Raw genomic sequence first — 12,299 nt, 5'->3', positions numbered from 1 at the left:
GGTCCAGAGGTCTTTTTACTCCAGAGGGTTTAAAAGATGCGATCACAACTATTGCTGGGTGCACTTTCTTTTTTCATCATGTCTTCTGTCCATGCGCAAACCTTGATTTGCCCAAAGGCAGCGCACATTGACCAAGTCAGCACCGAAAGCGGGACGTACGTATTCACGGCACCGGCATCCAAAGGCACGACATGGATGGGTACTGGTGCGGAGGAGTTCGATCTGAAAACGGCATCGTTCACCGGGGCAAAAATAGATGACCCAGTCCTGACTTGCGATTACAAGGACCAGTCTGATCGCACGATGCAGCTAACGTTGAAAGAGGCGAAAAAGGCTCGCCCCGTCGCCAAAGGCAACTGGAAAGAAAACCAGTGCAGCTCCGAAAAGCTCACGCTCTGCGCATTCAACATCCAGTAAAAAAGGCGACCCGTAGGTCGCCTTTCTTTATACCTTGATGCTTACGCCGCACTGAACAACTTGTGCGGATCAATCACAAACTTCTTCGGCACGCCCGCATCGAACTCGCCGTAACCTTCCGGCGCCTGGTCGAGGCTGATGACCTGCACGCCCACCACTTCGGCAATGTTGATCCGGTCCCACATGATTGCCTGCATCAGTTGGCGGTTGTACTTCATCACCGGGGTTTGCCCTGTGTGGAAGCTGTGGGATTTGGCCCAGCCGAGGCCGAAGCGGATGCTCAGGCTGCCCATTTTTGCGGCAGCATCCACAGCACCCGGATCTTCGGTCACGTACAGGCCCGGAATACCGATCTTGCCAGCTACGCGCACCACGCCCATCAGCGAGTTGAGCACGGTGGCCGGGGCTTCGGATTTGACGCCGTCATGGCCATGACCACGGGCTTCGAAGCCCACGCAGTCCACCGCGCAATCCACTTCCGGTTCGCCCAGCAGTGCGGCGATCTGCTCGTGCAGCGGAGTGTCTTTCGACAGGTCGACGATTTCGAAACCCTGAGCCTTGGCGTGGGCCAGGCGGATGGTGTTGACGTCGCCGATGATGACCACCGCCGCGCCCAGCAGACGGGCCGAAGCGGCAGCGGCCAGACCGACCGGGCCGGCGCCCGCGATGTAAACGGTGCTGCCCGGGCCAACGCCTGCAGTAACGGCGCCGTGGTAACCGGTCGGCAGAATGTCTGAGAGGCAGGTCAGGTCACGGATTTTCTCCATGGCCTTGTCGCGGTCCGGCAGTTTCAGCAGGTTGAAGTCGGCGTACGGCACCAGCACGTACTCGGCCTGGCCGCCGGTCCAGTCGCCCATGTCGACGTAACCGTAGGCACCGCCGGCACGGGCCGGGTTGACGGTCAGGCAGACGCCGGTGTGTTGCTCCTTGCAGGAACGGCAGCGCCCACAAGCCACGTTGAACGGAACGGACACCAGATCGCCGATCTTCAGGTTCTCGACGTCGGAGCCTTTTTCAATCACTTCACCAGTGATCTCGTGGCCCAGCACCAGACCGGTCTGCGCCGTGGTGCGGCCGCGCACCATGTGCTGGTCGGAGCCGCAAATGTTGGTTGAAACCACACGCAGGATCACACCGTGCTCGATCTTCCTGCCGCGCGGATCCTGCATTTTCGGATAGTCGATTTTCTGTACTTCGACCTTGCCAGCGCCGAGATACACCACACCACGATTGCCAGACATGCTTTCACCTCGCTGTTGTTTTTATGGAACCGCGCCGCCCAGGCAGGCAGCGCGTTAAGTGCTCGGGTTATTGCTTGTTGGTCTTGCGTTGTCTGTGACTCAAAGAACGACGGTGCGGTTGGCGTTCAGGAACACCCGTCGCTCGATGTGATAACCCACCGCCCGTGCCAGGGTCAGGCCTTCGATGTCGCGGCCCTTGGCAATCAGGTCTTCGGGGTAATGACTGTGATCCACCGCCTCGACGCCCTGGGCGATGATCGGCCCCTCGTCCAGGTCGTTGTTGATGTAGTGCGCCGTCGCACCCACCAGTTTCACGCCCTTGTTGTAGGCCTGGTGATACGGCTTGGCGCCCTTGAAGCCCGGCAGCAGCGAGTGATGAATGTTGATCGCCTTGCCATCGAGCTTGCGGCACAGCTCCGGCGACAGCACCTGCATGTAGCGGGCGAGGATCACCAGTTCGGCGCCGGACTCTTCGATCACCTGCCACACCTGACGCTCCTGCGACGGCTTGTCGTTGGGGTCGAGGGGGAAGTGGAAGTAGGGAATCTGGTGCCAGTCGGCCAGCGGCTTGAGGTCCGGGTGGTTGGACACCACTGCCGCCACGTCCATCGACAACTGACCGATGCGTTGGCGGTAGAGCAAGTCATTAAGACAGTGATCGGCCTTGGAGACCATGATCACCACTTTCGGCCGGTAGTTCGGCGCGGTCAGTTCGAAGATCATGCCGAACGCCTGACCGCGTTCGGCGAGACCGGCGCGGAAGGATTGCTCGTCAAAACCGTCGGGCTGACGGAATTCCACACGAATGAAGAAGCGACCCGAGAGCCGGTCGTCGAACGAGTGGTGCTCAGTGACGTAGCAGCCCTGCTCGAACAGAAAACGCGTCACCGCGTCCACGGTGCCGAGAACGCTGGGGCAGTCGGCGGTCAGAATCCATGTATCCGGGGCGCGGCTCATTGTCGTTTTTCTCCTCTACTCGCTCCCACGCACAGCGTGGGAACGATCATTACGCCTGAACGCTAAGGCCGTATTCGGCGGACGCATCCTGCAACCACAACCACCAGTAATCCGAGAAACTGCGACGAATCAGCAGTTCCCAAGTGTCTTCGGCGGTATGACGGATCATCAGCTGCGACTTGGCGAACACCGTGCCCACAGCCTTGCCGACCGGGAAGTTGTTCGGGTGCACGTCGTAGCTGGTGGACTTCATCAGCACCTGACGCACGTTCGGGCCGCTCAGTTCGAGCACTTGCTGGCCGCCGCTGACGTTGACGATCGCAATGTGCAGATCGCCCAGCGCTTCGCGCAGTTTCTGCTCGGCGGCGAACTCTTCACCGCTCGGCACGATCAGCAGCCACTCGTCCGGGCCCATCCATTGCAGGCTGGTTTCGCCTTTGACGATGACGCTCAGGGCGCCCGGCAACTCGATGCCCAGGGCCTTGTGCACGCCGGCCGCGAACGCGGCATCGTGGCCGTCGCCACGAATGGTCAGATGGCCGAGGAGTTTCTTCTCACGCACGGTCACGCCGGCGCTTTTGCGGCCCTTGCCCACCAGGCTGGCGAGGTCGGCGTGATGCAGCGACGACTCGGCCTTGGCCCCGGTGGTCGGGCGTTGTTGGTAAACGTTGGCTGCGGTCATAAAGCACCCTTCCTGAATTCTGTGCCGCTCCCGCGCCAGGCGCGGGAGCGATCAATTAGATGTTCTGGCGATCGCCTTTCGGATCGAAGAACACCGAAGAAACGATTTCCGCTTCGATCACGCTACCATCCGCCAGTGGTGCGAACACCCGCTCGCCCAGACGCTTCAGACCACCCTTCACCACGCCCATGGCAAACGAATAACCGAGGGAGTTGTGCGCGTAGCTGGAGGTCACGTGGCCGACCATGGTCATCGGGATCGACTGCTTGGTGTTGAACACCAGCTGTGCACCTTCCGGCAGCCATACGTTCGGGTCGATCGGTTTCAGGCCCACCAGCTGTTTGCGCTGGTCACGCACGCAGTCTTCACGGTTCATGCCGCGCTGGCCGATCCACGAGAACGGTTTGGTGCGACCGACACACCAGCCCATGTTCAGGTCGTCCGGGGTCATCGAGCCGTCGGTGTCCTGGCCGACGATGATGAAGCCCTTCTCGGCCCGCAGCACGTGCATGGTTTCAGTGCCATATGGCGTCAGGTTGAACGCCTTCCCCGCCTCAACAATCTTCTCCAAAACACCCATCGCGTAGTCGGCCTGGACGTTGACTTCGTACGACAGCTCACCGGTGAACGAGATGCGGAACACCCGCGCCGGCACACCGCCGACCAGACCTTCTTTCCAGGTCATGAACGGGAACGCTTCGTTGGCGAGGTCGATGTCGGTCACGGCGCTGAGCAGCTTGCGGCTGTTCGGGCCGGACAGGGTCATGGTCGCCCAGTGGTCGGTGACGGAGGTGAAGTACACCTTCATCTCTGGCCATTCGGTCTGGTGGTACAGCTCCAGCCACTGCAGCACGCGAGCCGCGCCGCCGGTGGTGGTGGTCATGACGAAATGGTTGTCGGCCAGACACGCCGTCACACCGTCATCGAAGACCATGCCGTCTTCCTTGCACATCAGACCGTAACGGGCCTTGCCCACGTCGAGCTTGGTCCAGGCGTTGGTGTAAACGCGGTTGAGGAACTCACGGGCGTCCGGGCCCTGGATGTCGATCTTGCCCAGGGTCGAAGCGTCCAGCAGGCCAACGCTGTCACGCACAGCCTTGCATTCGCGTTTGACGGCGGCATGCATGTCTTCGCCGTTTTTCGGGAAGTACCACGGACGTTTCCACTGGCCGACGTCTTCGAACTCGGCGCCGTTTTTCAGGTGCCATTGATGCAGTGCGGTGTAACGCACAGGTTCGAAAATGTGCCCACAGTGACGGCCCGCTACCGCGCCGAAAGTCACCGGCGTGTAGTTCGGACGGAACATCGTGGTGCCCATCTGCGGGATGGTCACGTTCAGCGAACGGGCGGCAATCGCCAGACCGTTGACGTTGCCGAGCTTGCCCTGATCGGTGCCGAAGCCCAGCGCGGTGTAGCGCTTGACGTGCTCGACCGACTCGAAACCTTCGCGGGTCGCCAGTTCGATGGCGGCGGCGGTCACGTCGTTCTGCAGGTCGACGAATTGCTTCGGTGCCCGTGAGGTGTTCTTTTCATGCGGCACCTGGAACAGCGCCAGCGTCGGCTCTTCGTGACGGCTCAAGGCTTTCGGCAACACGCCTTCAACGGTCTGGAACCCGGCTTCGGACGCAGCGCGCACGCCACCTTCAAAACCGTCGGCCAGGGAATCGCCGAGACCGTAGACGCCGTTGATACCACCGACGCACACGCGCTTCTGCGGTGCTTCGCCCGGTACGAAACCGAGGATGTCTTCGCGCCAGATCGGCTTGCCGCCGAGGTGCGACGCCAGGTGAACCACCGGGCTGTAACCGCCGGAGCTGGCGATCAGGTCGCAGTCGAGCCATTCGCCCGGGCTGGTGACCTTGTGACCTTTGACATCGATCGCCGCCACGCGGGCAGCGGTGACGTGCTTGCTGCCACGAGCCTCGATCACGGCGCTGCCGGTGAGGATGCGGATACCTTTGGCGCGCGCCTCTTCCACCAGCGCACCGCGCGGATTGCTGCGGGCGTCGGCGATGGCCACGACTTGCAGGCTGGCATCGAGCCAATCCAGCGCCACGCGATAGGCGTGATCGTTGTTGGTCGACAGCACCAGCTTCTTGCCCGGAGCCACACCGTAGCGACGCACGTAAGTCGACACAGCACCGGCGAGCATGTTGCCCGGCACGTCGTTGTTGCCGTAGACCAGCGGACGCTCGTGGGCACCGGTCGCCAGCACCACGCGCTTGGCGCGGACGCGGTGAATGCGCTGACGCACCTGGCCAATCGGAGCGCGGTCGCCGAGGTGATCGGTGAGGCGTTCGTGAATGGTCAGGAAGTTGTGGTCGTGGTAACCGTTGACCGTGGCGCGCGGCAACAGCAGCACGTCCGGGGTGTTCTTCAATTCGGCAACGACACTGGCGACCCACTCCACCGCAGGCTTGCCATCGAGGCTTTCGCGGGAGTCGAGCAGGCTGCCGCCGAACTCTTCCTGCTCGTCGGCGATGATCACCCGCGCACCGCTGCGCGCAGCCGCCAGGGCAGCCGCCAGACCGGCCGGGCCGGCGCCGACGATCAGCACGTCGCAGTGCTGGTTCATGTAGTCGTAGGTGTCCGGATCGTTCTCGGTCGGCGAACGGCCAAGACCTGCTGCCTTACGAATGTACTTCTCGTAAGTCATCCAGAACGATTGCGGGTACATGAAGGTTTTGTAGTAGAAACCCGGTGGCATCAGCTTGCCGCCGACCTTGCCGAGAATCCCCATCATGTCGTTGTTGACGCTCGGCCAGCCGTTGGTGCTGGTGGCGACCAGGCCTTGGTACAACGCCTGTTGCGTGGCGCGCACGTTGGGGATCTGGGTGGCTTCGGTAGCACCGATCTGCAGCACCGCGTTCGGCTCTTCGGCACCGGCGGCGAAGATGCCGCGTGGACGCGAATACTTGAAGCTGCGGCCAATGATGTCGACGCCGTTGGCCAGCAGTGCAGCGGCCAGCGAATCGCCTTCGAAACCTTTGTAGACCTGGCCGTTGAAGGTGAAGCTCAGCACTTTGTTGCGGTCGATCCGTCCACCGTTGGACAGGCGATTGGTCTGGCTCATACCTTCTCTCCCAGCGCCGTCGTGGCTGTTTTCGCAGTGTCAGCCTTGTCGGTGAATTGCGGCTTGGTGCCGATCTTGTAGGTTTCGAGAATCTCGTAGGTCACGGTGTCGCGGGTGACGTTGAAGTACTGGCGGCAACCGGCGACGTGATCCCACAACTCGTGGTGCAGGCCGCGAGGGTTGTCGCGGAAGAACATGTAGTCGCCCCACTCTTCATCAGTGCAGGCGCCTGGGTCCAGCGGACGCGGGATGTGCGCCTGGCCGGATGCGTGGAATTCCTCTTCGGAGCGCAGTTCGCCGCAGTGAGGACAGAAGATATGCAACATGGGATTTCTCCTGTTAGTGGGCGACAGCCGCAGCGCCGTGTTCGTCGATCAACGCACCGTTGTGGAAACGGTCGATGGAGAAAGGTGCGGCCAGCGGGTGCATTTCACCCTTGGCCAGACTCGCGGCAAACACGTTGCCCGAGCCAGGTGTGGCCTTGAAGCCACCGGTGCCCCAACCGCAGTTGAAGAACATGTTCGGCACCGGGGTTTTCGAAATGATCGGGCAGGCGTCCGGCGTGGTGTCGACGATGCCGCCCCACTGACGGTTCATGCGTACCCGCGACAGCACCGGGAACATCTCGACGATGGCCTGGATGGTGTGCTCGATCACCGGGTACGAACCGCGCTGGCCGTAGCCGTTGTAGCCGTCGATACCGGCACCGATCACCAGGTCGCCCTTGTCGGACTGGCTGATGTAACCGTGCACGGCGTTGGACATGATCACGCTGTCGATGATCGGTTTGATCGGCTCGGACACCAGTGCCTGCAACGGGTGGGATTCGATCGGCAGACGGAAACCGGCGAGCTTGGCCATGTGCCCGGAGTTACCGGCGGTGACCACGCCGACGCGCTTGGCGCCGATGAAGCCCTTGTTGGTTTCAACGCCGATGCACACGCCGTTTTCCTTGCGGAAACCGATCACTTCGGTCTGCTGGATCAGGTCCACGCCCAAGGCGTCGGCGGCACGGGCAAAGCCCCAGGCCACTGCATCGTGACGGGCCACGCCGCCGCGACGCTGGACGGTTGCGCCCATCACCGGGTAGCGGGTGTTTTTCGAGCAGTCGAGGTACGGAATCTCGTCCGCGACTTGCTTGGCGTTGAGCAGTTCGCCGTCGACGCCGTTGAGGCGGTTGGCGCTGACCCGACGCTCGGAATCACGAATGTCCTGCAGGGTGTGGCACAGGTTGTAGACGCCGCGCTGGGAGAACATCACGTTGTAGTTCAGGTCCTGAGACAGGCCTTCCCACAGTTTCATCGCGTGCTCGTACAGGTGCGCCGACTCGTCCCACAGGTAGTTGGAGCGAACGATGGTGGTGTTGCGCGCGGTGTTACCGCCGCCCAGCCAGCCCTTCTCGACCACGGCCACGTTGGTGATGCCGTGCTCTTTGGCCAGATAGTAGGCAGTCGCCAGGCCATGCCCGCCGCCGCCGACGATGACTACGTCGTAGACCTTCTTCGGGGTCGGCGTGCGCCACATGCGCTGCCAGTTTTCGTGGTGGCTGAGGGAGTGTTTGAAGAGGCCGAAGCCCGAATAGCGTTGCATAGTCATGTACTCCAGAACGCTCAGCGATAAACCGGGAAGTCAGCGCACAGGGCCGAAACCTGCTGGGCGACATTGGCCTCGACATCGGCGTCGCCGAGGTTGTCGAGGATGTCGCAGATCCAGCCGGCCAGCGTCACGCACTGGGTCACCTTGAAGCCGCGCGTGGTCACCGCCGGGGTGCCGATGCGCAGGCCGGAGGTGACGAACGGCGACTGCGGGTCGTTCGGTACGGCGTTCTTGTTGACGGTGATGTGAGCGCGACCGAGGGCGGCGTCCGCGTCTTTACCGGTGAGGCCCTGACGGATCAGGCTGACCAGGAACAGGTGGTTGTCGGTGCCGCCGGACACTACATCGTAGCCACGTTTGATAAATACGCTCGCCATCGCCTGGGCGTTATCGATCACTTGTTGCTGATAGGCCTTGAAGCCTGGCTCCAGCGCTTCCTTGAAGCACACGGCTTTACCGGCGATGACGTGCATCAGCGGGCCGCCCTGGGCGCCGGGGAATACCGCCGCGTTGAGCTTCTTCTCGATCTCTTCGTTGGCCTTGGCCAGGATCAGGCCGCCACGCGGACCACGCAGGGTCTTGTGAGTGGTGGTGGTGACCACGTCGGCGTACGGCAGCGGGTTCGGGTACAGACCGGCAGCCACCAGACCAGCCACGTGGGCCATGTCGACGAACAGCAGCGCACCGACCTTGTCGGCGATCTGACGGAAGCGCGGGAAGTCGAGGGTTTTCGAGTAGGCCGAGAAACCGGCGACGATCATTTTCGGTTTGTGCTCGACGGCCAGACGCTCGACTTCGTCGTAATCGATCAGGCCGGTCTTGGTGTCGATGCCGTACTGCACGGCGTTATACAGCTTGCCCGAAGACGAAACCTTGGCGCCGTGGGTCAGGTGACCGCCATGGGCCAGACTCATGCCAAGGATGGTGTCGCCAGCCTGGATCAGCGCCAGATAGACAGCGCTGTTGGCCGAGGAACCGGAGTGCGGCTGGACGTTGGCGTAATCGGCGCCGAACAGTTGCTTGGCGCGTTCGATGGCCAGCGCTTCGACCTTGTCGACGTGCTCGCAGCCACCGTAGTAGCGCTTGCCCGGATAACCTTCGGCGTATTTGTTGGTCAGGCCGCTGCCTTGCGCTTCCATGACGCGTTTGCTGGTGTAGTTCTCCGACGCGATCAGCTCGATGTGATCTTCCTGACGTTGCTCCTCGGCATTCATCGCCGCCAGCAGTGCATCGTCGTAACCCTGGATCTGGTCTTGCTTGCTGAACATCGCGTCTCTCCCAGCGGCATCTGTGCGCCATTCGTCTCGGTAAGGCACGGCGTTTCGGCAGTGCCCTTTGATGCGATGGTATGGCCGGCGCAGGGAGGTCAAATGCCTACGGACGCCACGCAAAGGTGCGTTTACGACATGGCGGGGGCGACGGACTCAAACAAGCAGCTGGCGCAAGCCCAGAAGAACCATGAAATGCGCGGGATAGAGCACATACGCCCAGCGACGCATGGGTGGCGCGCGGAGGAAAGTGACATGTCGCAACAGGAACATTCCGAGCAGTGGCGCCATCAGGCATGTCGCGATGCCGAAGATCGCCACACGGTTGCCGAACTGCGCGGACTCGTAGAGCACCTGCCACTGATTCGCCGCCAGACACACCAGACCCGGCAGCAGGCTGAAATACCAGGGTTTGCGAAACGCCAGCAACATCGCCAGCGGCAGCAGGATGCCGAACAGACCGAACATCAGTCGCTCCGGGAGCAACGCAGCCACCAGCAAGGCGCTGATGCCCAGCAGTCGCGAAATCGCCGTTCGATCCTGCCAGCCTCGCGCCACCAGCAAGCCCAGCGCCAGCGTGGGCATCACGTTCAAGGTGTCGGGATCGGGAATGTACAAACGGTAGGGAATCTCGCTGAGCAGACTGAACAGCAGCAACCAGCCCGGATAGCGCCATTCGGTCTTGCGCGCCCCGTCACGCGCCAGGTTCGCCGCCATCGCCAGGCAGAACCACGGGAACGCCAACCGCCCCGGCACATACAGCCAATCGGCGCTGATCCCGACATATCGCAGGTGATCGAGCAGCATGCTCAGCAGCGCCAGCCACTTGAGCAGATCGAGTGCGCCGTCGCGTCGGCTCAGGTGCATAATCGACCCGCATCCCTGTAATGTTCTGTCAGCGACATCCCGTGTGCTCCCCGGATGATCTTCGGTAAAGTGCGCACCATCATTGACCCCACGAAGCGCCACAAGCGCCTCGATCACGGAAGCCGGCCATGACCGACAAGAGCCAACAATTCGCCAGCGACAACTACTCCGGTATCTGCCCTGAAGCCTGGGCTGCCATGGAACAGGCCAACCACGGCCACCAGCGCGCCTATGGCGACGATGAGTGGACCGCACGCGCCTCGGATGATTTCCGCAAACTGTTCGAGACCGACTGCGAAGTGTTCTTCGCCTTCAACGGCACCGCCGCCAACTCGCTGGCGCTGTCGTCGCTGTGCCAGAGTTATCACAGCGTGATCTGCTCGGAAACCGCCCACGTCGAAACCGACGAATGCGGCGCCCCGGAGTTCTTCTCCAACGGCTCGAAACTGCTGATCGCCGGCACCGAAAACGGCAAGATCACCCCGGCCTCGATCCGCGAAGTCGCCCTCAAGCGCCAGGACATCCACTACCCGAAACCACGCGTGGTGACCCTGACCCAGGCCACCGAAGTCGGCAGCGTCTATACCCCGGAAGAAGTCCGCGCCATCAGCGACACCTGCAAGGAACTGGGCCTGAACCTGCACATGGACGGCGCGCGTTTCTCCAACGCCTGCGCGTTCCTCGGCTGCTCGCCGGCAGACCTGACCTGGAAGGCCGGCGTCGACGTGCTGTGCTTCGGCGGCACGAAAAACGGCATGGCGGTGGGTGAAGCGATCCTGTTCTTCAACCACAAACTGGCCGAAGACTTCGACTACCGCTGCAAACAGGCCGGGCAACTGGCCTCGAAAATGCGCTTCCTGTCCGCCCCGTGGGTCGGCATCCTGGAAAACGACGCCTGGCTCAAATACGCCCGCCACGCCAACCACTGCGCGCAACTGCTGGCCGAACTGGTCAGCGACATCCCGGGCGTGGAACTGATGTTCCCGGTCCAGGCCAATGGCGTGTTCCTGCAACTTTCGGAACCGGCCATCGCCGCCCTGACCGCTCGCGGCTGGCGCTTCTACACCTTCATCGGCAAGGGCGGCGCCCGCTTCATGTGCTCGTGGGATACCGAAGAAGAACGCGTGCGCGAACTGGCGCGCGACATCCGCGAAGTCATGTCGGCCTGATCCCCTCCCCGTGGCGAGGGGGCGTGCTCCCCCGCCACAGCTCCCGTTTCAGCTCCATCGTCTACATTGTTTGCCGAGCCATCGCTCACATAACAATAAGCAGGAGCATCCGCATGTCGCTAAAAGGCAAAACCTTGTTCATCACCGGCGCCAGCCGTGGCATCGGGCGCGAGATTGCGCTGCGGGCTGCGCGGGACGGGGCCAATATCGTGATCGCCGCCAAGAGCGCCGAACCGCACGCCAAGTTGCCCGGCACCATTCACAGCGTCGCCGCTGAAGTCGAGGCGGCCGGGGGCAAGGCTTTGGCGTTGCAACTGGATGTGCGTGATGAAGAGGCAGTGCGCCAGGCGCTGGCCCAGGCCAACGAACATTTCGGCGGGATCGATGCATTGGTGAACAACGCCGGGGCGATCAAACTGACCGGTGTGCAGCACATCGAACTCAAGCGTTTCGACCTGATGCACCAGATCAACACCCGTGCAGTGTTGCTGTGCAGCCAGGCGGCCCTGCCCTATCTGAAGAAATCCTCCGGGCACATTCTCAACCTGTCACCACCGCTGAATCTGGCCAGCAAGTGGTTCGCGCAATACAGCCCCTACACCGTGACCAAGTACGGCATGAGCATGCTGACTGTCGGGATGAGCGAAGAATTTGCCAACTACGGCATCAGCGTCAATTCGCTGTGGCCGCAGACCATGGTTGCCACGGCGGCGATCGAGTTTCAGTTGGGCAACCGCGAGTCGTTCAAGCATGCGCGCACGCCGGCGATCATGGCGGATGCGGCGCATGTGATTCTGAGTAGCAGCGGACGGCGGATTACCGGGCGGTTGTTGATTGATGAGGAGATCTTGCGGGAGAGCGGTGTGACGGAGTTTGATCATTACCGTTTTGAACGGGAAAGCGACGTCGCACTAATGCCAGATTTGTTTATCGACTGAAAAGCCCCTCACCCTAACCCTCTCCCGGAGGGAGAGGGGACTGATTGGGGGATGCTCAAGGATTACGCCGACCTGAAAATAAAGTACCGAA

Annotated in this window: 11 protein-coding genes; 3 read left to right on the top strand and 8 right to left on the bottom strand. The window is 61.9% G+C overall.

Annotation, left to right across the window (positions count from 1 at the left end):
- Window positions 1-36: 36 nt before the first annotated feature.
- On the top strand, window positions 37-417 hold the full coding sequence (locus AC1RR7_RS10855; RefSeq protein WP_493157372.1) for a hypothetical protein: 381 nt from the start codon (window positions 37-39) through the stop codon (window positions 415-417).
- Window positions 418-458: 41 nt separating this feature from the next.
- Here the strand turns inward: AC1RR7_RS10855 and fdhA are convergent, their stop codons facing one another.
- From fdhA to AC1RR7_RS10815, 8 genes are all read right to left on the bottom strand, one after another.
- On the bottom strand, window positions 459-1,658 hold the full coding sequence (gene fdhA, locus AC1RR7_RS10850) for a formaldehyde dehydrogenase, glutathione-independent (protein ID WP_096817794.1): 1,200 nt from the start codon (window positions 1,656-1,658) through the stop codon (window positions 459-461).
- A 99-nt stretch (window positions 1,659-1,757) separates the two neighbouring features.
- Window positions 1,758-2,615 (bottom strand): formyltetrahydrofolate deformylase, encoded by an 858-nt coding sequence (gene purU / locus AC1RR7_RS10845; protein ID WP_493157370.1) that lies wholly within the window; start codon window positions 2,613-2,615, stop codon window positions 1,758-1,760.
- 49 nt (window positions 2,616-2,664) lie between these two features.
- Window positions 2,665-3,297: a sarcosine oxidase subunit gamma gene (locus AC1RR7_RS10840; RefSeq protein WP_096817792.1), complete on the bottom strand. Its 633-nt coding sequence runs from the start codon at window positions 3,295-3,297 to the stop codon at window positions 2,665-2,667.
- Window positions 3,298-3,352: 55 nt separating this feature from the next.
- On the bottom strand, window positions 3,353-6,370 hold the full coding sequence (locus AC1RR7_RS10835; protein ID WP_096817790.1) for a sarcosine oxidase subunit alpha: 3,018 nt from the start codon (window positions 6,368-6,370) through the stop codon (window positions 3,353-3,355).
- Complete coding sequence (locus AC1RR7_RS10830; protein ID WP_016986286.1) at window positions 6,367-6,696, bottom strand: sarcosine oxidase subunit delta; 330 nt, start codon at window positions 6,694-6,696, stop codon at window positions 6,367-6,369. The genes AC1RR7_RS10835 and AC1RR7_RS10830 overlap by 4 nt, the downstream gene beginning before the upstream one ends.
- Window positions 6,697-6,709: 13 nt before the next feature.
- A complete protein-coding gene (locus AC1RR7_RS10825) occupies window positions 6,710-7,960 on the bottom strand; it encodes a sarcosine oxidase subunit beta (RefSeq protein ID WP_003206307.1) in 1,251 nt (416 codons plus the stop codon).
- Window positions 7,961-7,980: 20 nt separating this feature from the next.
- Complete coding sequence (gene glyA / locus AC1RR7_RS10820; RefSeq protein WP_096817789.1) at window positions 7,981-9,234, bottom strand: serine hydroxymethyltransferase; 1,254 nt, start codon at window positions 9,232-9,234, stop codon at window positions 7,981-7,983.
- Window positions 9,235-9,390: 156 nt separating this feature from the next.
- A complete protein-coding gene (locus AC1RR7_RS10815) occupies window positions 9,391-10,101 on the bottom strand; it encodes a TraX family protein (protein WP_493157368.1) in 711 nt (236 codons plus the stop codon).
- A gap of 128 nt (window positions 10,102-10,229) precedes the next feature.
- Between AC1RR7_RS10815 and AC1RR7_RS10810 the strand changes: the two genes are divergently transcribed.
- Together AC1RR7_RS10810 and AC1RR7_RS10805 are read left to right on the top strand one after the other, a co-directional pair.
- Window positions 10,230-11,270 (top strand): threonine aldolase family protein, encoded by a 1,041-nt coding sequence (locus AC1RR7_RS10810; protein WP_011336276.1) that lies wholly within the window; start codon window positions 10,230-10,232, stop codon window positions 11,268-11,270.
- Window positions 11,271-11,383: 113 nt separating this feature from the next.
- Complete coding sequence (locus AC1RR7_RS10805; RefSeq protein ID WP_493157366.1) at window positions 11,384-12,208, top strand: SDR family oxidoreductase; 825 nt, start codon at window positions 11,384-11,386, stop codon at window positions 12,206-12,208.
- Window positions 12,209-12,299: the final 91 nt, after the last annotated feature.

The organism is Pseudomonas sp. GW821-FHT11G12 (genome assembly GCF_058808055.1).
This window is presented reverse-complemented; position numbering and strand designations above follow the sequence as displayed.

Bases quoted from the DNA above. Each gene is read 5' to 3' on its own strand.
- AC1RR7_RS10855 (WP_493157372.1), top strand. From the start codon at position 37: ATGCGATCACAACTATTGCTGGGTGCACTTTCTTTTTTCATCATGTCT.
- fdhA (WP_096817794.1), bottom strand. From the start codon at position 1,658: ATGTCTGGCAATCGTGGTGTGGTGTATCTCGGCGCTGGCAAGGTCGAA.
- purU (WP_493157370.1), bottom strand. From the start codon at position 2,615: ATGAGCCGCGCCCCGGATACATGGATTCTGACCGCCGACTGCCCCAGC.
- AC1RR7_RS10840 (WP_096817792.1), bottom strand. From the start codon at position 3,297: ATGACCGCAGCCAACGTTTACCAACAACGCCCGACCACCGGGGCCAAG.
- AC1RR7_RS10835 (WP_096817790.1), bottom strand. From the start codon at position 6,370: ATGAGCCAGACCAATCGCCTGTCCAACGGTGGACGGATCGACCGCAAC.
- AC1RR7_RS10830 (WP_016986286.1), bottom strand. From the start codon at position 6,696: ATGTTGCATATCTTCTGTCCTCACTGCGGCGAACTGCGCTCCGAAGAG.
- AC1RR7_RS10825 (WP_003206307.1), bottom strand. From the start codon at position 7,960: ATGCAACGCTATTCGGGCTTCGGCCTCTTCAAACACTCCCTCAGCCAC.
- glyA (WP_096817789.1), bottom strand. From the start codon at position 9,234: ATGTTCAGCAAGCAAGACCAGATCCAGGGTTACGACGATGCACTGCTG.
- AC1RR7_RS10815 (WP_493157368.1), bottom strand. From the start codon at position 10,101: ATGCACCTGAGCCGACGCGACGGCGCACTCGATCTGCTCAAGTGGCTG.
- AC1RR7_RS10810 (WP_011336276.1), top strand. From the start codon at position 10,230: ATGACCGACAAGAGCCAACAATTCGCCAGCGACAACTACTCCGGTATC.
- AC1RR7_RS10805 (WP_493157366.1), top strand. From the start codon at position 11,384: ATGTCGCTAAAAGGCAAAACCTTGTTCATCACCGGCGCCAGCCGTGGC.